This is a genomic window from Arthrobacter sp. C2 (assembly GCA_024207135.1).
GTDB lineage: Bacteria > Actinomycetota > Actinomycetes > Actinomycetales > Micrococcaceae > Paeniglutamicibacter.
The window spans coordinates 1,008,763-1,028,614 of record CP042428.1; the positions used below are offsets into that span (position 1 = coordinate 1,008,763).

Consider the following 19,852-nt stretch of genomic DNA (forward strand, 5'->3'; position numbering starts at 1 on the left):
CCCCGAGGTCGAATGCTTCCAATGAGGCGGATCTCCTTGACCGCTGGGGTCCTGTACCTGCTCACGTTCGTCTCCATCCCGACCCTCGCGCTCTACGCGGCGGTGAAGGAAGATGCAGGCGCCTTCATCCTGGGCGCCGGAAGCACCACCGGGGTGCAACTGGGCGCGCTCTCCGAGGTCATCGTCGCCCTGGCAGGCATAGGCACCGCCGTGGTGCTATACCCGGTCGCCAAACGAATCAGCCAAACCGCCGCCCTGGGTTTCGTGGCAGCCCGACTTGTGGAAACCTGCCTCCTCCTCGTCAGCGTCGTCAGCATGCTCTCGATCATCACCTTGCGAAACGACGTGGCCGGCTCCCCCGGCACGGACCCCGCCTCGCTGGCCATCATCGGCCAGGGCTTGGCTGCAACCTACAATTGGACGTTCTTGCTTTCAGGGAGCCTGATGCCCGTGGCCTGCGACCTGTTCCTCGGCTATGTGTTGTACAAGTCGCAGCTGGTGCCCCGCGTCCTGCCGATCATCGCGTTCATTGGTGCCCCGCTGCTCCTGGCCTCCGACATCGCAGTCTTTTTCGGCGCCTACCCCCAGGTGTCCGCGTTCTCCGCGCTGGCGGCCCTGCCCGTCGCCGTGTTCGAACTGTCGCTGGGCATCTGGCTGGTGGTGAAGGGCTTCAAGCCGAGCCCGTTCACCGACAACGGTCCATTGATCCACCACCCCGACATCCCCGCAACCGAACAACCATAAGCACCCGCAGGGCGAAGCGGTCTTCGTCGGTGGCTTCCACCCATGGAATCATCCGAAAACTTGGCGAAAATTGCAGGCGGCCTTAATCTCGTCGGCTTCGTGCGTGCCAAGGTCCGGATGCCGCACCACCTACTTGATCCGGAGCATGAAAATCCCCAGAACCGAAGCAAAAGACCATGCCCGGCCTGGGCGGCCGGGCAGGCACCCCGAGACACCCCCACCGAACCACCAATCCCTTCACTTTGACTAAGGACAAAGCTCATGGAAAACCAGACCCTGATCGATGCCGGAAGGCCCGACACCGGATCATACCGAACCACCGCCAAGATCGTGGGAACCATCTACATCGCGGGGATGGTGATCGGCATTTCCGGAAATATCCTGATCCTATCCATCCTTTCCGCGCCGGATCGATTCGCCTCGATTTCGCAAAACAGCATGCTGCTGGCCGTTGCAGCACTGTGCTGGTTGCTGACCGTGGCCGGAGACATCGCCCACGGAATCCTGATGTTCCCCATCCTGCGCCAGCACAGCGAGCGGATGGCCGTTGGCTACCTCGGCTTCAGGATCATCGATGCCACTTTTATTGCCATCATGGTCATGGTGATCCTTGCCCAGGTTCCCCTGGCCAAGGAGGCGGCAACATCCGAAGTTTCCCTGCAAAGCCTGAGCGCCGTGTTCATGCAGATGCAGCTCTACGCCTACAGCATTGCTATGTTTACACTGGGCATTGCCGGGCTGATTGTGTGTTGGGTCTTCTACAAGGCAGACCTTCTTCCGCGGGCCCTGGCCATTTGGGGTCTCGCCGGTTACGCGATCATCCTGGGCGGATCCGCCCTGGAGGTCTTGGGCTTCGACTTGATGTCCGTCCACGCCATGCCGGGAGGCCTCTGGGAAGTCTTCATCGGCGTCTGGCTGATTGCCAAGGGCTTCAAGAACCTGTCCATGCGTTCCGGGACACCGGTTGGGCCGGTGATGCCCCTCCCGGCGCCGCTACCCAAGGTGAAGTGATCCCCGGTCGCGCGCATTGCCCTTCAAGCAAACTCTCTGACAGACGCGCCAACGAGCTTTGGATGCGAGCAGTGGGACATGACACGCCCACCGTCCCTGCTGGGGCTTGAGTGCAAGAATTCGCTGCAGGGCCCTCCGTGACGGGAGCCGATGAAGGGTCGTTCTGGTCGTCGTCAAAGCGATTGCCTTGCCACGAGCTCGTCGCACCCCATCCATTCCGTACCGCCGCACGCGGGCCGCGGCTGGCCGCTGTGGAAACCGGACCGCTGGACGAAGCCGACGCATCGATCGTGCTGGACACTGGGCTTTCCGCGAAAGCCGATGGCTTCGTTCCGCTTGCCGCACTTTGCGTCCACTTTGCCGACTGAAGAAATGGATTCGTCCGCTGGCTCCCTGCCTGCCCCGGCAGCCTTCCTCGTTTTCCTCCATCGCCTGAAGAACCTGCCGGTTTTCCCCAAACAACAGCAGGACACGACCAAGCTCCCCCTGCGGGGTTTGGTGGTGTCCTGCTGGTCTTGAATTGGATGGATCTTTTCGCGGGTCCATCAGCCGCCCGGCGGCCCCGTGCCGGGAAGGCCATCCTCGGATACGTTGCTTCGATGCAGCCCGGTTTTCATGCCCGGAAGGGGCGGTGCTTTCGAAATATAGGTGTGGCTGCTGGGTGTGGTGATGTTGAAGCTGTGCCGATCCCCGGGAGTCGGATGTTCGTCCCAGTCAGGTGCTTCCTTGGTCTGGTTGCAACTGAAGCAGCGACCCGAGGAATTGTCCTCGGTGGTTTTCCCGTTCTTCCGGACCTGCACCACATGGTCGATGTCGCGGATCTTTCCGTTGCAATAGGGGGTGCGGCAATATTGGTCACGCACCTTGATGAGCTTCTTCAGGTTTCCGCCAAAGCGCCGCGCCCTGGATTCCATTGCCACCAGCTGCCCGGTCCGGCTTTCAATGAACAGGCCCCTGACCCAGATCGCCAGTTCGTCCTCGGGACCTGCCGCAACCATTTTCCTGGCTCGGTTCGCGCTGATAAATCCGTAGCCCGGTATCAGCACGGGCTCGTTGCTCTCCCCGGTCAAAACGGCGGCGTCCATCACCAGCAGAATTTCAAGTGGGACGCCTCCGGCGACCTTGAGCCCGGTCATGAGCTCGTAGAAGGCGTCGGCCTGGATCTGCCCGGCACTTCGTTCTTCCCCGGGTTCCCTCTGGGCCTTTTCCGCTTCTCCGGCAAGCACTTGGAGAACGGCAATCCCCAGGGATAACGGCAGTGTCCCGCTGATCATGACCTCGTGGGCGTTGATCTGGTAACCACCGATGCAGCGGTTTTTCCAGGCTTTCGCCTCGAGATCCTCCTCGGTCTTGGGCTCCAGGATCTTCGCCCAGTAGGCAACGATGTCAGCCAGCTTTGCCGTTCCCTGCTCGAAGCAGTTGTGCGTTTCTTCCCAGAGCAACCTGTCGACCAGTTGCCGGTTGGCGAGTTCCAGGTTCCGGGTTCCACTGATCACGATCTGGGCCTGCGCCCAAGTCACCTTGCCGTCCCGCAGTCCCTGTCGGGTCAAGGGCAGGTCCGCCCCCATCATCCTGGAGCTGTTCATGAATTGGGTCCCGCCCTTTGGCGAGATGCGCATGGCCAGCGCGACTTCCTTGGAGGCTCCCCAACCCGGGTTTTTTTCGCGGAGGTTACGCCTTTTCCGGGCGGCCGACAGGGAATCTTCGTAGGCCACGGCGTGGTCGGCCTGTTGCGCGAAGATCGCGCTCTTCGCGGCCTCCATCGCGGCGATGTTTTCCACGGTGTCGAAGTGGTCTGCAGGGATGTCCATGCGGTTCAGGCCGGAAGCCACGCACCTGATTCCGGCGGCGCCGTTGCTGGCAACATAGTCAGCCACCACCGCATCCAAGTCGACGCCTTGGGCCTTGAGGTCCGCATACCCCAGTCCAGTGCCGGAACCATCTCTGGTGTTTCCGGCTGAAAGAGTACCGCCCGATGACTTCCTGGCCATATAACCAGTATAGAACGATTACCCGAAGTAGAAAATAGTTGTTTCACATTTTTCGTATAAATATTCTACTCACTACCGGCAGGTCTCCATTCTCCCCGAGCTGGATGCTATTTGCGCCCGGTGAAGTGCTCCATGGACTTGTACACCCCGAACACGCGCCCTGCGACGACGTCCCAGGCGGCAATCGGCAGCACCCCGCGCAGCGCAGTGCTCAGCTTCACGGTCCAGGGCATCATCAGCATCGGCTGACCGTCCTTCATGGCCCGCCAGACCCTCTCGGTCACCGGGCCCGGCTCCAGCAGCGGGGTCAGCAGCGGCCCGCGGGCGCCGGCGAACATGCCGGTCTTGATGTAGGAGGGACAGAAGGTGGTCACCTTGATGTGCCGGTGCCCGGCCTGCACCAGTTCCAGGCGCAGCGAATCGCTCCAGCCGATCACCGCCCACTTGGAGGAGGAGTAGACGCTCATCTTCGGGTTGGCCAGCAGCCCGGCGGCAGAGGCCACGTTCACGATCCGCGAGGTTCGACCGCGGGAGATCATTTCGGGCAGGAATTCGCGGGTGATGTGCATCAGCGCGAGGGTGTTGATGTTCATGGTCGCGGCGATGTCGGAGCGCTGGTCGTGTTCCCAGAAGTACTTGCCGCGCACGATGCCGGCGTTGTTGATCAGGATGTCCGGGGCCCCGACGCCGGAGCGCACCGCCTCGGCGGCTTCCTCGATGGATTCGAGCCGGGACACGTCCACCACCATGGTGTGGATCTGGCTGCCGCCGGCGCGCAGCTCGGCGGCCGTGCGCTCGAGCTCCGCCGCGTTGATGTCCCAGAGGATCACGTGGCTGGCATGGTCGCGGACGGCGAGCTGGGCATACATCTTGCCCATGCCCATGGCCGCCCCGGTGATGAGCACGGTCGATCCGGCCAGTGTGTCGATGACGGGGTTCATGGCTTCTCCTGGGTTGTTGTCGCGTTCTGGGGTGCGGGGATGAGTTTTCCGGGGTTCATGATGCCCGAAGGGTCAAGGGTTTCCTTGATGCCGGCCAGCACCGCGATGCCCAGGGCGCCGATTTCCGCCTCGAGGTACGGTGCGTGGTCGATGCCCACCGCGTGGTGGTGGGTGATGGTGGCCCCGGCCGCGACGATGGCCTGGGAGGCGGCTTTTTTCACGCGGGCGTTTTGCGCCGGCCCGTCCTCCTCCAGCCCGGCCAGGAACGTGAAGTAGAGCGAGGCGCCGTCCGGGTAGACGTGGGAGATGTGGGCCTGCACGTACCCGGTTCCCCCGCCTTCCGCCAGGGCGTCGAGGATGGCGCCGCGCACCGCGGCGTAGGTGGCCTCGAGCCTGGTCCAGGTGGCGGCGGTTTCCAGGGTCTCGACCAGCACGCCGCGGGTCAGCAGCTCGTCGCGCAGGTAGGGCCCGGAAAAGCGCCCGCGCTCCCAGGCCCGGGCCGGTAGGGGTCCGACGTAAATCCCCCCGGCGGCGCGCAGGATCCGTGCGCTGCGCCGCTTGCGGGCGGCGGTTTCGCGCTTGGAACCCTCCCAGACGAACAGGGCGAGCGCGGGTGCGTGCTGGCCGCGCAGCCCGAGGTACCTGGACATGGCGGCGGTCTTGGGGCCGCCGAGCTTGAACGTGGCCGCAGTCTGGTCGGTGTCGCTGAGCCTGCACACGTGGGGCATGTCCCCGCGGACGCCCTCGTGGCGCAGCCGCCGCAGGGCTGCGGCCCCGGCGTCGAAGGATTCGAAGGACCAGGCGCCGTGGCTCCTGGATTCGGGCAGCGGGTGGATGAGCACCGTGGCGGAGGTGATGACGCCCAGGGTGCCCTCGGATCCCACGACGAGGTCCAGGAGCCTGGGCCCGGCGGCTGTCCCCGGTGCCGTCGAGCCGACGTCCATCGGGCCGGCGGGCGTCTCGAGATGGACGGCCTTGACCAGGTCGTCGGAGCGGCCGTACCCGGTGGAGGCCTGGCCGGCGGAGCGCGTGGCGACATAGCCGCCGAGGGTTGCCTCCTGGTGGCTTTGCGGGAAGTGGCCGAGGGTGAACCCCAGCGGCTCCAGGTCCGCCTCGATGGCCGGTCCGCGGATCCCGGCCTCGAAGGTGGCGGTGCGCGAGAGCGCGTCGAGGTGCAGCAGCTTGTCCATGCGCCGCATGTCGAGGGTGAGCACCCCGGAGAAGGGGCCGTGTTCCGGTTCGACTCCCCCGACGACCGAGGTGCCCCCGCCGAAGGCGACCACGGCCAGGCGCCGCCGCACGCATAGTTCCAGGATCCGGCGCACCTGGTCGGCGCTGCCGGGGAAGAGGACCGCGTCGGGCGCCTGCCGCGCGTCGCCGCCACGGATGCGCAGCAGGTCGGGCGTGCTCTTTCCGCCGGAGTGCAGGATGCGTTCGGTGCGTTCGGTCGAGACGTGGTCGACCCCGCAGATCCCGCGCAATTCGGCCAGCACTTCCTCGCCCAGGGCGGAGGTGTCCAATTCGATGTCCGCGAAGTCGACGGGCGGATGCGTGGCGTCCACGTGCCGAAGCCCGAGGGTGGCGCGCAGGTATTCGAGGCCGCCGGCGGCCAGCGGCTTGGCCCGGGCCGGGTCTCCCCAGCCGTACCAAACCGAGCGGGGAATCGTCACTGTGTTCTGGGTCACCATGCGATACAGTGTGACACATGACGTCACAACGTACCAGCAGCCCCGCCGACGAGGGCCTCCTGCTGGCCACGCGCGCCTCGGTGGTCCGCCACGGGGTGCGGCGCACCACCGCGAACGACATTGCCGAACGGGCGGGGGTCTCCCGCATGACCTTCTACCGCCGGATGGGCTCGGTGGAAAACGCCGTCCTGGCCACCCTGACCCGGGAGTTCCGCACCGCCGCCGCGGATGTCCGCTCGGCCTCCCCCGCCGGCACCGGGCGCGAACAGCTGGTGCACTTCGCCATCGCGTCCGTGCGGGTCTTCGCCACCTCGGAGCTGCTGGAATCGATTGCCGAGCGCGACCCCGAATTCCTCATCCCCTACGTCACCGACAGGTTCGGCGCCAGCCAGCAGCTGATCCTGGACCAGCTCGAATCGCTGCTCGCCGCGGGGCAGGCCGACCACAGCATCGAGGCGGGCGAGGCCACCGCCGCCACGCTGCTGCTCGCCCTGCAGGGCGTGGCGCTCTCGGCGCGGCTGCTGCGCAAGAGCGGCACCTTCGACCCGACGCTGAAGGAGCTCGAGAAGATGCTCGTGCGGCACCTGACCCCGCAGCCGGGCGGCACCCGATGAGCAGGCAGGATCCGACCTGGATCAACGACGCCACCCGGCAGCGCTCGCTGGAGCATCTGGCCGGGCACGAAGTGGACGTGGCCGTCATCGGCGGCGGGATCACCGGGGCCGGCGTGGCGCTGGATGCGGCCAGCCGCGGGTTGTCCGTGGCATTGCTCGAATCCCGCGACTTCGGCTCCGGCACCAGCGGCTACAGCTCCAAGCTCGTCCACGGCGGGCTGCGCTACCTGGCTCGCGGAGACCTGCCCGTCGCCTGGGAATCGGCGGTGGAGCGGCGCTGGCTGATGCAGCACATCGCCCCGCACCTGATCCGCCCGCTGGGCTTCATCATCCCCGACACCACCGGCGCCCGGCGCGCCCAGACCGCCGCGGCGGGGGCCGGCGTGCTGCTCTACGACGCGCTGCGCCGCACCTCGGGCCTGCATTCCTCCATCCTGCCGCGCCCCCAGCTGCTCTCGAAGCAGGCCGTTGCGGCCATGGCGCCGGCCCTGGACACGCCAGGGTTGCGCCGCGGCCTGCTCTACTGGGACGGGCAGGTCATCGACGATGCGCGGCTGGTGCTGGCCGTGCTGCGCACCGCCGCCGGGCTCGGCGCCCATGTGCTGCGCGATGCCAAGGCGACCGCGATCACCGCCGGCTCCGTGGAGGCAATCGACACCCGGACCGGCGAATCCCTGGCCATCCGGGCTCGGAGCGTCATCAACGCCGCCGGCGTCTGGGCGGCCGATTTCGATGCCGGCCTGGAGCTGGTTCCGAGCCGCGGCACCCACCTGGTGGTGCGCGCCGCACGCCTGGGCAACCCGCATGCCGCCCACAGCGTGGCGGTCCCCGGGCACTTCGGCCGGTACGTCTTTGTGCTGCCCCAGCCGGAGGGCACGGTGTACATCGGGCTGACCGACCAGGAGGACCGCGACGCCGACGGCCACCGTCCCGCCGTGCCGGAGCACGACATTGATTTCCTGCTCGGTGTCGTCAACCGGGTGCTCGATCCCCCGCTGGCCCGCACGGACGTGATCGGCTCCTTTGCCGGGCTGCGTCCGCTGGTGCGCTCCGCGCCGGCCAGCGGGTCCGGCGGCACCGCGGACATTTCCCGCCGGCACCTGGTGAAGGATGTTCCCGGGGAGCCGATCACCGTGGTGGGCGGGAAGCTGACCACCTACCGCCGCATGGCGCAGGACGCGGTGGACGTCGCAGCGGCCCGGCTCGGGGTCTCCACGCCGAGCCGGACCAGGCGGCTGCCGCTGGTCGGCGCCGCACACCGCAGCGCATTGGCCTCGCTGGACGCGCCGGCACGGCTGGTGGCCAAGTACGGCACGGAGGCGCCGGCGGTGCACGCCCTCGCCGGGGAACACCCGCTGCTGGCCGAACCGCTCTTCGAGGGCACCGGGATCACCGGCGCTGAACTGCTCTTCGCCATCCGCGCCGAGGGGGCAACGGGCGTCGAAGACCTGCTGGAGCGCCGCACCCGGCTCTCCCTGGTGCCCGCGGACGCGGCCCGGGCCTCCGGCCGCGCCGCCGAGATCCTGGCGCTGGCAGCCGGCACCCCGTCCGTGGAAGGACCGGGCGCATGAAGGCGCCCTCGTCCGAGCCGGCCCTGCTGCTGGTCAATCCGACCTCGGGCCGCGGACGCGGCCTGAAACACTGGGAACAAACGGCCGCCGCCCTGCACGCGGCCGGATTCACCCCGGTCGTCCGCATCACCGAAAGCCTGCAGGAGGCCACCGACCGGGCGCGCGCGGCCGCGGCCGGAACCCTGGTGGCGGTGCTGGGCGGGGACGGGTTCCTGGGCGCCGCTGCGGCCGGGGCCAGGGAGTCCGGCGCCATCCTGCTCCCGCTGGCCGGGGGCCGGGGCAACGACACGATCCGCCGCCTCGGGCTGGACCTCGACCCGGCCACGGCCGTGCGCCGGCTGCCGCGGCTGGTGGTGCGGCAATTGGACCTGGGGCTGGTCAACGGCCGCGCCTACTTCGGGGTCGCGAATGCCGGCTTCGACGGGCTGGCCAACGAATACGGCAACGGCGCCCGGATCAACCTCGGACCCTTCGTGTACCTCTACGGCGGGCTGAAGGCGTTCCTTCAATGGCGCAACGTCACCTTCACCCTGGACGTGGACGGGGTGCAGCACACCGTTCCGGGCTGGTTTGTCGCAGTGGGAAACGTCGGCCAATACGGCGGAGGGCTGCACATCTGCCCGCTGGCCAAGGTCGACGACGGCCTGCTGGACGTGGTGTCCCTGGGCCAGGCCGGCATCCTGGGCGTGGCCCTGACCTTCCTGCGTTCCTACCGCGGCACGCACCTGAGCCAGGGGAACATCACGTTCAGCCGCGGCCGCGAGATCACCATCAGCGCCAGCAAGCCGCTGAACATCTATGCCGACGGGGAAAACGTCGGCCCGCTGCCGGCCACCATCTCCATCGCACCGCGCGCGGTCAGCGTCCTGGTGCCCGCCGATTCCCCGGTGTTTGGCTGAGGCGCCGGACCACCTGCCACTATCCAAATCCACGGGTCATGCCCGATAATCATTCAGTTGCATGCCTTGGGTGGGACGTGCGGCGACGGGAGCGGGCATGTGCCTAGCCTTTCAGGCACATCGGGTGGGGCCCGGTGTCCAGCCACGGGGCCATGGTGGTCCCCGGGTCACCGAACAGCGAAGGTCTTGCCATGAAACGAACCGCCATTGCGCTTGTCCCGGCACGAATCCCCGCCAGGTTCCCCCGGATCCTGCGAACCTTCTCCCTCCTGGTCGCGGCGGGGCTGTGCCTGGCGGTGGGCCCGATGCCCGCCCAGGCCGCCGTGATCGCGCCCCTGGCGGAGGATCCCGGGCCGGCCGGCAGCTTCGAATGGAAGGGCTTCAACTGGCAGAAACGGTTCTGGGGCGGGGCCCCCCAATTCAACCGGATGTTCGACCCGGCAAATGTCGGCAACCCCGACGCCAACGGGTATGTCACCCTGAGGTTGTCCAACCCCACCGGCGCGGCCCCGGCGGGTGCCGAAATCCAGTCCACCCGGCAGGGGTTCGGGTACGGAACCTACAGCACCACCGTTGCCAAGAACGTCAGCGCGCTGCAAAAGGAGGTCGTGTGGGGGTGCCTGTTCACCTACGACCCCGAGGCCTCGCCGGGATACAACGAAATCGACCTGTGCGAGGCCTCGGCCTGGGGCGGCGGCGCCGCCTACGGCGAGAACTGGCCGGTGACCCAGGGACACGGCTACTGGTTCGATGCCCTGCTGCCGCCGGGCGAGGGCAACAGCACGATCACCTTTCCCACGACGACCACCGCCGTGCTGACCCACCGGCTGATCTGGGAGCCATCCAAGCTGACCTTCGAGACCTTCGCCGGGACCGGATTCGCCGGGACGCTGCTCAAGCGGACCGTGATGCAGGGCGCCACGGTCCCGGTTCCGGCCAACGAAGCCATCCACTTCAACCTGTGGGTCACCGGAGGCGGCGGCGGAGACCCGCTGCATGTCGCGCCCGAGTCGGTGGTCATCCGCGATTTCTCCTTCGCGGCCCCGGGCACGCTCACCGCACCGACTCCGACCATCAGTGGCACCCTGGCCACCGGCAACACGCTGAGCGCGAACCCCGGCACCTGGACCACCGGCACCACGCTGAAGTACCAGTGGTACCGCTCGGGTGCCGCCATCCCCGGGGCGACGGTCAAGACCTACACGCTCGCCGCGATAGATGCGGGCGACACCATCAAGGTCCGGGTCACCGGCACCAAGACCGGCTACACGACGGTCTCGAGGTACTCGGCCGCGACCGCGCCGGTGGCCTGAGCGGGGATGTTGCGGGGCGGCCGATGGCCGGTTGGCCACCGGTCCCCCGCAACCTTCAGAGCAGAATCCGGGCTAGGACTTCAGCGCGCGCACCGGGACGATGCGCTTGATCGCCAGGCCGAGGGCCAGCAGCGCGAAGCCCGCCAGGGCGTACCAGAAGGCCTCGCCCGCTCCGGTCATGGCCAGGGCCGCCGATCCTGCGCTTGCTGCCATGGGGATCATTGGATTGTTGTACATCTTGGCTACCAGACCTTCTTGGTGTTGAACAGTGCATCGGCGAATGCCTTGGCGTGGGCGGCCTGCAGGAACAGGTCAATGACCATTTCGTACATGGTGGCCGCCAACAGCATGTATTTCCATCCCCGCGGCCGCAGGGTCACGACGCGTTCAAGCACGAACACGGCGGTCACCGCCATCCAAATGGCATGGATGTGCAGGCCGGCTCCCGATCCCACGGCGTAGGCAATCGCCCCGGCATAGGCCAGGGTGACCAGGACGCCAAGCATGGACAGGAACTGCCGGCCCCAGTAGGGACGGGTGACCTTGGTCCAGCCGTACTGCACGCAATTTTCAACAGCACCCCGCTTCCAGCGCAGGCGTTGGGCCCACAGCTCGTGCCAGGTCGGCATGACCTCGGTGACCAGGGTGCAGTCGGCCGGGGACAGGATGGTGTGTCCCAGGGTGAGCAGCGCGAAGGACAGTTCGTTGTCTTCGGTCAGCACCGAGGTGTCATAGACCCCGCCGCGGCCGTTGCCGGCCGGCAGCGCGCCCCGGGTTCGCGCCACCGAGACGCCCCGAAGGGTCCGCACCCGGAAAAGCGCCGCGGTTCCCGTCACGACGAGGCATCTGCCGTGGAGCCTTTTCACGTCCCTGGCGTACCTGGCGTACTCGTTGCGTTGCAGGTGGCCGACGAAGCCGCCTCCCGGGCCTCCGCTGAACACCCCGCCGACCGCGCCAAGCGTGGAGTCCGCACCGAGGTGGCGGACGGCGTTTTCGATGAAGTCCCCCGCCAACTGCGAGTCCGCATCCTGGACCAAGACCAGCTCGTCCCCGTCGGCCGATTCGAGCAAGCTGCCCAGTGCGAAGTTCAGCGCGCCGGCCTTCTTGTCCGTGTTCCCGTGCGTGCGGATGACTTCGGCCCCCTGGGCCAGGGCCAGCTGCTCCGTGGCATCGGTGCAGTTGTCGGCAATGACGATGACCCGGTCCGGCCGGCGGGTTTGCTGCCCGAGCGAGTGCAGGGTCTCGATTATGGCCCCGGCTTCGTTGTGTGCGGGGACCAGCACGGTCACCGTGCCGCCGTCGGCCCGATGGGTTCCCCGGGCGGGTTCCGCGGCGGGACCCCGCGGCGCGGTCGGATCGCTGCCTGCCCCCATGGTGCGGTCGTTGCGCATCGGATTCCTGCCCTTGGTCGTGTTTCCCTGCCCTTGCCCCACTGTTGCAGTTGAATCTCAACCTACGGACAAGGAACCCGCACAAAAGGAACAGGACTGCAACAGGAATGGTGCAAGAAAACCGCCTGGTGGCCGGTCCACGGCATCCCGCCGCCGGATCGGACCTTCGGGTCGGCTTCCGTCGCGGGCAGGGAGACCAAACGGGTGTTGGGAAGCCGCGCCGCGGGCCATGGAACTGCCCGGTGTAGGGCATCGCCGGGCGGGAGGACAAGACAAGAATGCGAGTCGGTAAAGGGTCCTAGCCCTTCAGGAAGGCCAGCAGGATCCGGTTGACCTCCTCGGCATGGGTCCAGAGCATGCCGTGCGGCGCCCCTTCGATCTCGTGGAACTGCGCGGCGGGAAGGGCCTTGGCGAAGCGGCGTGCGGTGTTTTCGATCGGCAGGATCCGGTCCGCGGTGCCGTGCACGATCAGCGTCGGCACCTTGATCGCGGCAACATCCTCGCGGAAGTCGGTCAGCCAGGTCGGCTGGGCGGCGACCGAGGCAAAGGGCGAGGCCGCATAGGCCACATGCTTGTTGGCTTCCAGCGCCTCCGGGCTCAGCCGGTTGCCCAGGAACTGATCGGTGTTGAAGAAGTTCTTGAAGAACTCGGTGAAAAAAGCGTAGCGGTCGGCCTTCGCGGCCTCGAGCAGGGGTTCGAAGGTCGAGGCGGGCAGTCCCTCGGGGTTGTCCGCGGTCTGCAGCAGGAACGGTTCCAGGGAACCGAGGAACACCGCCTTGGCCACCCGCGCCGAGCCGTGGTTCGCCAGGTAGCGGGCCACCTCCCCGGTGCCCATGGAGAAGCCCACCAGCACCGCGTCGTACACGTCAATGGCTTCCATCACGGCGTGCAGGTCGGCGGCAAAGGTGTCGTAGTCGTAGCCGTCGGTGGGCTTGGAACTCTTGCCGAAGCCGCGGCGGTCATAGGTGATGACCCGGTAGCCGGCCTCCAGAAGGGCAGCGGTCTGCTTCTCCCACGAGGTGCCATCCAGCGGATAGCCGTGGATCAGCACCACCGGCTGGCCGCTGCCGTGGTCCTCGTAGTGGAGTTCGATCGGCTTGCTGTTCTCGGTTCCTACGCTGATGGTTCCCATGGGGATCTTCCTTTCACCGTGCCAGGGCGCGCGGCGCAACGCCGCACTGCTTTCCACGCTATGCAGGCGGGGTGCTGCTTGGCAAGGACGCCGCCGCGCCACCCGCCGTTCCCCTCCAGGACCCCTGGGGTGGGCGTGCCTAAAGCTCCTGCTCGACGAGCATCTCGGTGTGGCCGTGCAGGGTGCCGGTGGCGAAGCCGATCTTTACCGGTTCGGGGGTGCCGCAGCAGGACCCGGCCACAGGCCCGGGGGCGCCGGCTGCCGGTGCGTCGCAGGAGCCGGCCAGGTCGGTGGAACACACCCCGGTGTCCGGCAGCTCCAGTTCCACGGCCTGGGCGGCCGCGCGGTCCCCGGCCAGGGCGGCGGCAATGGAGCGGACCTGTTCATAGCCGGTGGCCAGCAGGAAGGTCGGGGCCCGGCCGTAGCTCTTCATCCCGGCGATGTAGAAGTCGGTTTCCGGGTGGGCCAGCACGGACGCGCCGTGGGCGGAAACGGTGCCGCAGCTATGGAACTCCGGATCGATCAGCGGGCCAAGCTGGCGCGGGGCCTCCACAACCTGGTCCATGTCCAGGCGCAGCTCCGAGAGCATTCCCAGCTCGGGGCGGAAGCCGGTGGCCGGGACCAGCAGGTCCACCTCCAGCCGACGGCCATCGGCTAGAACCACGCCGAGTTTCTCCCCGCGTTCCAGGGTGGTGACGGCGAGGTTTTCGACGATGGTGATGTCGCCGTTCTCCACGAAGCGGCGCAGCGAAGTGCCCAGTTGTCCGCGGGCCGGCAACTGGTCCGCCGGTCCTCCCCCGTACAGGCGGATCGGGTTGGCCGCCCCGCGCAGGCCCCACAGGATGCGGGTGTCGGGGTGGTGCTGGCGCAACCGGCCCAGGCTGATCAGGGTGTTGGCCGCCGAATGCCCGGCACCGAGCACCAGAACGGTCTTTCCGGCAAAGTGTTCGCTGCCGGCTCCCAGCGGATCCGGCAGCGGGGAGGTGACGATGCCCATGGCCCGGGCGTCCGCCTCGCCGATGGCCTCGATGCCGCAGCGGCCGACCGGGCTCGGGGTCCCCCAGGTGCCCGAGGCGTCGATGACGGCCCGGGCCTGGATGTCCACAAGTCCCCGGGCGGTCGCGGTGCGCAGCAGGAAGGCGGACTCCGCCCGGGCCTGCGACCGGGCCTTGTCCACGGAGTTGCCATCCGGCCGGACGCGGGTGACCCGGGTGACCCGGTGCCCGTAGCTGATGCGCGGGGCCATAGCAGGGTGGGCCGCCAGCGGCTCGAGGTACTCGGCCACCATCTCGGAACCCGTTGGGAGGCGGGTTTCGCGAGGTGCTTCCCAGCCGCCGGCGTAGCCGTTGGTGGGTGTTTCGAGCAGCCGGCGGGCGGCGGCGTCGATGTTCCAGCGCCAGGTGGAGAAGAGCCGGATGTGCCCCCAGCTGCGGATGGCGGCACCGGCACCGCTTCCGGCCTCGAGGACGCGCACGTCCTGGCCGCGTTCGAGCAGGTGCGCCGCGGCGGCCAGCCCGATGGGTCCGGCGCCGATGACGATGATCGGGTGGCTCTGGTTCATGGTCTTCCGCTCCTGGGAGTCGAGGGGTTGTTACCTGGTGGCGGGCAGCAGTTCGGAGATCAGGGTCTCGATGCGCGCGCGGATCTCGTCGCGGATCGGGCGCACGGCTTCAACGCCCCGGCCCGCGGGATCCTCCAGCACCCAGTCCTCGTAGCGCTTGCCCGGGAAGATCGGGCAGGTGTCCCCGCAGCCCATGGTGATGACCACGTCCGATTCCTTCACGGCCTCGGTGGTGAGGATCTTCGGGGTTTCGCCCGCCATGTCGATGCCCACCTCGCCCATGGCCGCGACTGCGGCAGGGTTCACGGTGTCCGCCGGGGCGGAGCCTGCGGAGCGGACCTCGATCTGCCCGGCCGAAAGGTTGGCCAGGAAGGCCGCGGCCATTTGGGAGCGTCCGGCGTTGTGGACGCAGACAAACAGGACGGAGGGCTTGGCGGCGGTGTTCATGCTTGCACCTTTGCGGGGTTGAAGGAGTCGAAGAACTTGCGGGACCACAGCGCGACGTAGACCAGGGCCACCAGCAGCGGCACCTCGATCAACGGCCCGACGACCCCGGCCAGGGCCTGGCCGCTGGTGACCCCGAAGGTCGCGATGGCCACGGCGATGGCCAGTTCGAAGTTGTTGCTGGCCGCGGTGAACGCCAGCGTGGTGGTGCGGGCATAGCCCATGCGCAGGGCGCGGCCGATGAGCATCGAGGCGCCGAAGACCACCAGGAAGTAGACCAGCAGCGGCAGCGCGATGCGCACGACGTCCAGGGGCTTGGCGATGATGTTGTCGCCCTGCAGGGCGAAGAGCAGCACGATGGTGAACAGCAGGCCGTAGAGCGCCCAGGGGCCGATCTTCGGCAGGAACCTGTCCTCGTACCATTCGCGGCCCCTGGCCTTCTCGCCGAAGGTCCGGGTGAGGTACCCGGCCACCAGCGGGATGCCCAGGAACACGAGGACCGAAAGCGTAATGGTCCAGATGGAGAATTCGGCGCTGGTGGTGGGCAGTCCCAGCCAGGACGGGAGTAGCTGGAGGTAGAACCAGCCCAGGGCGCCGAAGGCGAAGACCTGGAAGACGGAGTTGATGGCGACCAGCACGGCGGCGGCCTCGCGGTCCCCGCAGGCCAGGTCGTTCCAGATGAAGACCATGGCGATGCAGCGGGCGAGCCCGACGATGATCAGCCCCGTGCGGTACTCGGGCAGGTCGGCCAGGAAGATCCAGGCGAGCACGAACATGAAGGCCGGGGCTAGCACCCAGTTGATCACCAGCGAGGTGACCATGAGTTTTTTGTCGCTGAGCACGGCGCCGGTCTCGTTGTAGCGGACCTTGGCCAGCACCGGGTACATCATCACCAGCAGCCCGAGGGCGATGGGCAGGGAGATGCCGGCGACCTGGATGGAGTCCAGGGCCGCGCCCAGCGAGGGAATGACCCGGCCCAGCACCAGCCCGAGGGCCATGGCCGCCAGGATCCAGACGGCCAGGTAGCGGTCCAGGGTGGAGAGCTTGGCGCTCAGGTGCCGGGTCTCGGCGGGCGGGGCATTGGGCGTCACGCGGGTTCACTCCAAAAGGCATAGGCATCGACGAGTGTCGATGTATCGAGTATCCTTGCATATATCGACGATTGTCAATCTCCCGTCCGGGAGCCCAGGAAAGCGAGGATAGGCACATGCCCACACCGGTTGCCGCCCCCAGGCGTCGGGAGTCCCCCGCGGATCCCGTGCAGGAAACCGAAGCCCCGTGCTGCGTTCCTTCCCACGGGCAGGAGTCATTGCTGGCCGGCGAGGCCGAGGCCCTGGCGGCGCGCTTCAAGGCGCTCGCCGACCCCAACCGGCTGCGCATCCTCTCGATCGTCTCCTCCTCTCCGGAGGCCGAGACCTGTGTCTGCGACTTGTCCGAGCCGTTGAACCTGGGCCAGCCCACGGTCTCCCACCACCTGAAGATCATGGTGGAGGCCGGGCTGCTGACCCGCGAAAAGCGCGGCGTCTGGGCGTACTACTCGTTGGTCCCCGGCGCGCTGGACTCGCTGGCGGCAACGCTCAGCCCGAAGGCCAGCCGATGAGCTCCGCGCCATCGCGGCCCGGGCGCCCCGCCGTCCTGTTCGTGTGCGTCAAGAACGGCGGGAAATCGCAGATGGCCGCTGGCCTCATGAAACTCGAGGCGGGCGACGACATCACCGCCACCTCTGCCGGCACCAAGCCCGGAACAGCCATCAACCCGCTCACGGCCGAGGTCCTGTTGGAGGTCGGCGTCGACATCGGCAATGAAAAGCCCAAGGCGTTGACCGAAGAGAACATGCGGGCCGCCGGGCACGTGGTGGTCCTGGGCACCGAGGCCAACGTTCCGGCCGTTGACGGCGTCCAGGTCGAGGTCTGGGAAACCGACGAGCCTTCCCTGCGCGGGATCGAGGGCCGGGAGCGCATGGAACTTATCCGCGATGACATCCACGCACGCATCAAGGAACTCAAGCACCGCCTTCTGGATTCCCGCTAGACCCTCGCGCCTCGCTTGGCCCGGACCCCCCCGGGCAGGCCGACAACGTGCCGCCCGGGACGCCTGCCACGTCCGGGCGGCGCGCTGCGTCTTGAGATGCGCATCCCGGAGCACCTTTTAAGGCGACGGAACCCGCCCGAGGGAGTTGCGCTTGTACGGAATGCAGGCGATTTCGGTATCCATCGGTCGAGACAAGGACCAACGGGCCGGTGCGCCCGGTGAGGATACTCCGGAAGCGGGGCGCCGCCCGTGGACACCCCCGTCGGCGCTACGCGGTTCGGGGCCCGCCGGGCGCAGGGGCCAGGGGGCCGGCCGCACGTACACCTAGCGACCAGATGCCGCCCGAGAAGGACGAACCATACGGGCATGCCGACCCAGCCGGTGAGCCCGACCACACCGCCGACGGCAAAAACCGTCCACTGCGGCCACCCTGCCGGTGCCAGCAGGCCGGCAGCGACGATGAAGCACCCGGCGAGGAAGCCGGCACCGACGGCCTTGCCGCCGCGCCCCAGCCGGGGTGGGATGGCGCCACCACGGCGCAACCGCGTGCAGATGGCCACCAACCACAGGGCCTGCGCCGCGAGCGCCACTATCGCCGCGATCGTGGCGGGTACGAAGTCGAGCACGCCCGCCACGAGCAGGAACGAGGAAACAGCACCCGCCGCCAACAACACCACGACGACGGCCATGCCCGGGATCGCACGGCGGGAGTCGGACACGGCGCGCTGCAGGCGGATGAACACGCCGGCAACGCACAGGTTGGACAGCCCGCCCAGCAGGTCGCTGGCCGGCCCAAAGATCTTCGGGCCGGGCCTCGAGATTTCCGTGCCATACATCATTCCCAGCGCCGCTGCGGTTGCCACACCGATCACCCCCGCGGCGAGGGCAAGGTAGCCGGTCCCGGCGACACCGCCAAGTGGATTTCCCGTTTGCATGATTCCTCCGTTCGGACCGAACCACGAGTGCATGGTGCCGGTCATCGACTCCTGGATTCATGGTGCGCCGTCGGCGGCGTTGGCGCATCCGTGGAACCACGCATTCGCCCGTCATTTCCGTGTCGTGCGGCTGCCCGAATCGGCGGGCGATGGATGGCAATCGGAGCAATTCCAGCGTGCCCTGTCCGTGAAACGCTCAGGATGCGGCGTGGTCGAACGAGGAGGCGACGGCCGCGGCCAGCTCGCGGCCGGTGAGGACGGCCGGGCGGTAGGGCTCGATGGCCCCGGCCTCGATGAGGCCGATGGCGCCGCGGGCGAACTCCGCGGGATTGCGGACATCGAGCTGGTTCAAGGCGGTCGGCGAATAGTCCCACCAGGCGCTGCGCGCCAAATCGTTGGCGGTCTGTTCATCGAAGCGTTGCCGGATGGTCTTGGCGGGCACCCCGGCGACCACCGCGTAGGGCGGCACATCGCGGGTGACCACCGAGTTGGAGGCAACCACTGCCCCATCGCCGATGTGCACGCCGTGGCCCAGCGTGACGTTCTCCCCGATCCACACGTCGTTGCCGACCACCACGGGGTCGGGTGCATAGTCGAACTTCCGGTAGGCGGGAGTTTCTCCCCGGTCCCGTTCGAAGGTTTCCATCATAAGCCGGCGGTTGTAGAAAACCGGGCTGGTGGAGGCCCATTCGTGCGGATGCATCGCCCCCATGACCTTCACGCCCTTGGCGATGGAGGTGTAGCGGCCCACCTGCGTCGAGAGCGGCAGCCGCGAGTGGGTGTAGGAGAAGGAACCCAGGCCCACCAGGTGCCGGCCGCTTCCCGCCCAATAGGTGGCGTAGGGCTCCAATCTCAGGTCAGGATCGAACTTGATCAGGCTGTCCTCGCCGTAGCTGGCCCCGGTCGTCTCGATCGTCTTGGCCCCGGGACCCATCAGGAATATCCGGCTCGAAACCAGGTGCGGGCGAAGTTCACTAAGGCGTAATTGCATCGTACGACCCTAGCCACCGAACCCTGCGGTTTCGTTGGCGTTTGCTGGCAAGACCATGGCCGTCGGTGTTGCCGGTGCCGCTTCCCGCACGGGTTTGCCGGCCAGGTGCTTGAGTATGTCCGCGGTGTCGGTGACCCTGGCAAAGCCGTCCCCGTGGAGGTTCACCGCCGTTGCGGTCATGAGTTCCTCCGCCGTGAGACGAAGGGGCGGACCGCCTGCGAGAGCCGGCCCCTCCAGATCGAAGGTGGTTGTTGCATCCAGGGGTACCAACACCTCGAATCCCAGGTTTCCGCCCATCCGCGCGGTCGTTTCCACGCACAGGTTCGTCTGGATTCCCGCCACGACAATCGTCCCCAGGGAGCGGGAGCGCAGCCAGCGTGCCAGGTCCGGCGTCCCGAGAAACGACGAGTTCACCGTCTTGGTGACCAGCAGGTCCTCGCGCAGCTCGAGCACCTCGGCCATGAACCGGTTGCCCAGGGAGCCGGCGCGCAAGGTCGATAGCGGATGGGCGCTGTCATGGCGGACCTTCACCACGGGCAGGCCGCGCGCCTCCCACGCCTGCCCAAGCGCGGCAATATTTGCCAGGGCCTCGGAG

20 protein-coding genes are annotated in these 19,852 nt (G+C 67.6%); 8 read left to right on the forward strand and 12 right to left on the reverse strand.

Features of this window, described 5'->3' with window-relative positions; all coding sequences use genetic code 11:
* The first annotated feature begins 21 nt into the window (after window positions 1-21).
* Entirely contained in the window at window positions 22-744 is a 723-nt protein-coding gene (locus tag FPY90_RS04695; protein ID WP_498684111.1) for a DUF4386 domain-containing protein, read from the forward strand.
* A gap of 261 nt (window positions 745-1,005) precedes the next feature.
* Window positions 1,006-1,755, forward strand: coding sequence for a DUF4386 domain-containing protein (locus tag FPY90_RS04700; RefSeq protein ID WP_498684112.1), 750 nt, complete (start codon window positions 1,006-1,008; stop codon window positions 1,753-1,755).
* Between the two features lie 545 nt (window positions 1,756-2,300).
* Here the strand turns inward: FPY90_RS04700 and FPY90_RS04705 are convergent.
* The 3 genes from FPY90_RS04705 to FPY90_RS04715 form a co-directional block, all read right to left on the reverse strand.
* Window positions 2,301-3,632, reverse strand: coding sequence for a DUF222 domain-containing protein (locus FPY90_RS04705; RefSeq protein WP_498684113.1), 1,332 nt, complete (start codon window positions 3,630-3,632; stop codon window positions 2,301-2,303).
* 221 nt (window positions 3,633-3,853) lie between these two features.
* Window positions 3,854-4,687: an SDR family oxidoreductase gene (locus FPY90_RS04710; protein ID WP_083411300.1), complete on the reverse strand. Its 834-nt coding sequence runs from the start codon at window positions 4,685-4,687 to the stop codon at window positions 3,854-3,856.
* Window positions 4,684-6,375 carry an FAD-binding oxidoreductase gene (locus tag FPY90_RS04715; RefSeq protein ID WP_071215326.1) on the reverse strand — a complete coding sequence of 564 codons (1,692 nt, stop codon included), beginning with the start codon at window positions 6,373-6,375 and terminating at the stop codon, window positions 4,684-4,686. Before FPY90_RS04715 ends, FPY90_RS04710 begins: the two co-directional genes overlap by 4 nt.
* 17 nt (window positions 6,376-6,392) lie before the next feature.
* On the opposite strand from FPY90_RS04715, the gene FPY90_RS04720 reads away from it, so the two are divergent.
* The 4 genes from FPY90_RS04720 to FPY90_RS04735 all read left to right on the forward strand — a co-directional run bounded on the left by FPY90_RS04720 (window position 6,393) and on the right by FPY90_RS04735 (window position 10,772).
* Window positions 6,393-6,989 carry a TetR/AcrR family transcriptional regulator gene (locus FPY90_RS04720; RefSeq protein ID WP_498684114.1) on the forward strand — a complete coding sequence of 199 codons (597 nt, stop codon included), beginning with the start codon at window positions 6,393-6,395 and terminating at the stop codon, window positions 6,987-6,989.
* The gene (locus tag FPY90_RS04725) at window positions 6,986-8,560 is read left to right on the forward strand and encodes a glycerol-3-phosphate dehydrogenase/oxidase (RefSeq protein WP_498684116.1); all 1,575 of its coding nucleotides are present in this window, start codon (window positions 6,986-6,988) and stop codon (window positions 8,558-8,560) included. The genes FPY90_RS04720 and FPY90_RS04725 overlap by 4 nt, the downstream gene beginning before the upstream one ends.
* Window positions 8,557-9,459 carry a diacylglycerol/lipid kinase family protein gene (locus FPY90_RS04730; protein ID WP_498684118.1) on the forward strand — a complete coding sequence of 301 codons (903 nt, stop codon included), beginning with the start codon at window positions 8,557-8,559 and terminating at the stop codon, window positions 9,457-9,459. Before FPY90_RS04725 ends, FPY90_RS04730 begins: the two co-directional genes overlap by 4 nt.
* 191 nt (window positions 9,460-9,650) lie before the next feature.
* Window positions 9,651-10,772: a hypothetical protein gene (locus FPY90_RS04735; RefSeq protein ID WP_286135409.1), complete on the forward strand. Its 1,122-nt coding sequence runs from the start codon at window positions 9,651-9,653 to the stop codon at window positions 10,770-10,772.
* Window positions 10,773-10,844: 72 nt separating this feature from the next.
* Here the strand turns inward: FPY90_RS04735 and FPY90_RS04740 are convergent, their stop codons facing one another.
* From FPY90_RS04740 to arsB, 6 genes are all read right to left on the reverse strand, one after another.
* Entirely contained in the window at window positions 10,845-10,985 is a 141-nt protein-coding gene (locus FPY90_RS04740) for an LPXTG cell wall anchor domain-containing protein (RefSeq protein WP_286135408.1), read from the reverse strand.
* Between the two features lie 29 nt (window positions 10,986-11,014).
* Entirely contained in the window at window positions 11,015-12,163 is a 1,149-nt protein-coding gene (locus FPY90_RS04745) for a glycosyltransferase family 2 protein (protein ID WP_071215322.1), read from the reverse strand.
* A 298-nt stretch (window positions 12,164-12,461) separates the two neighbouring features.
* On the reverse strand, window positions 12,462-13,295 hold the full coding sequence (locus FPY90_RS04750) for an alpha/beta fold hydrolase (RefSeq protein WP_498684121.1): 834 nt from the start codon (window positions 13,293-13,295) through the stop codon (window positions 12,462-12,464).
* A 139-nt stretch (window positions 13,296-13,434) separates the two neighbouring features.
* A complete protein-coding gene (locus FPY90_RS04755) occupies window positions 13,435-14,856 on the reverse strand; it encodes an FAD-dependent oxidoreductase (protein ID WP_498684123.1) in 1,422 nt (473 codons plus the stop codon).
* Between the two features lie 30 nt (window positions 14,857-14,886).
* On the reverse strand, window positions 14,887-15,303 hold the full coding sequence (locus FPY90_RS04760) for an arsenate reductase ArsC (protein WP_071215319.1): 417 nt from the start codon (window positions 15,301-15,303) through the stop codon (window positions 14,887-14,889).
* A complete protein-coding gene (gene arsB, locus FPY90_RS04765) occupies window positions 15,300-16,391 on the reverse strand; it encodes an ACR3 family arsenite efflux transporter (RefSeq protein ID WP_071215318.1) in 1,092 nt (363 codons plus the stop codon). Before arsB ends, FPY90_RS04760 begins: the two co-directional genes overlap by 4 nt.
* A gap of 116 nt (window positions 16,392-16,507) precedes the next feature.
* On the opposite strand from arsB, the gene FPY90_RS04770 reads away from it, so the two are divergent.
* On the forward strand, window positions 16,508-16,900 hold the full coding sequence (locus FPY90_RS04770) for an ArsR/SmtB family transcription factor (protein ID WP_498684125.1): 393 nt from the start codon (window positions 16,508-16,510) through the stop codon (window positions 16,898-16,900).
* Window positions 16,897-17,331: an arsenate-mycothiol transferase ArsC gene (locus tag FPY90_RS04775; protein ID WP_071215317.1), complete on the forward strand. Its 435-nt coding sequence runs from the start codon at window positions 16,897-16,899 to the stop codon at window positions 17,329-17,331. Before FPY90_RS04770 ends, FPY90_RS04775 begins: the two co-directional genes overlap by 4 nt.
* Here the strand turns inward: FPY90_RS04775 and FPY90_RS04780 are convergent.
* From FPY90_RS04780 to FPY90_RS04790, 3 genes are all read right to left on the reverse strand, one after another.
* Entirely contained in the window at window positions 17,328-18,266 is a 939-nt protein-coding gene (locus tag FPY90_RS04780) for a hypothetical protein (protein WP_498684127.1), read from the reverse strand. The two genes, FPY90_RS04775 and FPY90_RS04780, sit on opposite strands and share 4 nt — an antisense overlap.
* Window positions 18,267-18,462: 196 nt before the next feature.
* Window positions 18,463-19,257, reverse strand: coding sequence for a CatB-related O-acetyltransferase (locus FPY90_RS04785; protein ID WP_498684128.1), 795 nt, complete (start codon window positions 19,255-19,257; stop codon window positions 18,463-18,465).
* A gap of 9 nt (window positions 19,258-19,266) precedes the next feature.
* A complete protein-coding gene (locus FPY90_RS04790) occupies window positions 19,267-19,842 on the reverse strand; it encodes an isochorismatase family protein (protein ID WP_498685515.1) in 576 nt (191 codons plus the stop codon).
* Window positions 19,843-19,852 lie beyond the last annotated feature (10 nt).

What these genes read in the sequence shown, in the direction of transcription:
- FPY90_RS04695 (WP_498684111.1), top strand. Translation starts at nt 22, where the DNA reads ATGAGGCGGATCTCCTTGACCGCTGGGGTCCTGTACCTGCTCACGTTC.
- FPY90_RS04700 (WP_498684112.1), top strand. Translation starts at nt 1,006, where the DNA reads ATGGAAAACCAGACCCTGATCGATGCCGGAAGGCCCGACACCGGATCA.
- FPY90_RS04710 (WP_083411300.1), bottom strand. Translation starts at nt 4,687, where the DNA reads ATGAACCCCGTCATCGACACACTGGCCGGATCGACCGTGCTCATCACC.
- FPY90_RS04715 (WP_071215326.1), bottom strand. Translation starts at nt 6,375, where the DNA reads ATGGTGACCCAGAACACAGTGACGATTCCCCGCTCGGTTTGGTACGGC.
- FPY90_RS04720 (WP_498684114.1), top strand. Translation starts at nt 6,393, where the DNA reads ATGACGTCACAACGTACCAGCAGCCCCGCCGACGAGGGCCTCCTGCTG.
- FPY90_RS04725 (WP_498684116.1), top strand. Translation starts at nt 6,986, where the DNA reads ATGAGCAGGCAGGATCCGACCTGGATCAACGACGCCACCCGGCAGCGC.
- FPY90_RS04730 (WP_498684118.1), top strand. Translation starts at nt 8,557, where the DNA reads ATGAAGGCGCCCTCGTCCGAGCCGGCCCTGCTGCTGGTCAATCCGACC.
- FPY90_RS04735 (WP_286135409.1), top strand. Translation starts at nt 9,651, where the DNA reads ATGAAACGAACCGCCATTGCGCTTGTCCCGGCACGAATCCCCGCCAGG.
- FPY90_RS04740 (WP_286135408.1), bottom strand. Translation starts at nt 10,985, where the DNA reads ATGGCAGCAAGCGCAGGATCGGCGGCCCTGGCCATGACCGGAGCGGGC.
- FPY90_RS04745 (WP_071215322.1), bottom strand. Translation starts at nt 12,163, where the DNA reads ATGCGCAACGACCGCACCATGGGGGCAGGCAGCGATCCGACCGCGCCG.
- FPY90_RS04750 (WP_498684121.1), bottom strand. Translation starts at nt 13,295, where the DNA reads ATGGGAACCATCAGCGTAGGAACCGAGAACAGCAAGCCGATCGAACTC.
- FPY90_RS04755 (WP_498684123.1), bottom strand. Translation starts at nt 14,856, where the DNA reads ATGAACCAGAGCCACCCGATCATCGTCATCGGCGCCGGACCCATCGGG.
- FPY90_RS04760 (WP_071215319.1), bottom strand. Translation starts at nt 15,303, where the DNA reads ATGAACACCGCCGCCAAGCCCTCCGTCCTGTTTGTCTGCGTCCACAAC.
- FPY90_RS04770 (WP_498684125.1), top strand. Translation starts at nt 16,508, where the DNA reads ATGCCCACACCGGTTGCCGCCCCCAGGCGTCGGGAGTCCCCCGCGGAT.
- FPY90_RS04775 (WP_071215317.1), top strand. Translation starts at nt 16,897, where the DNA reads ATGAGCTCCGCGCCATCGCGGCCCGGGCGCCCCGCCGTCCTGTTCGTG.
- FPY90_RS04780 (WP_498684127.1), bottom strand. Translation starts at nt 18,266, where the DNA reads ATGCAAACGGGAAATCCACTTGGCGGTGTCGCCGGGACCGGCTACCTT.
- FPY90_RS04785 (WP_498684128.1), bottom strand. Translation starts at nt 19,257, where the DNA reads ATGCAATTACGCCTTAGTGAACTTCGCCCGCACCTGGTTTCGAGCCGG.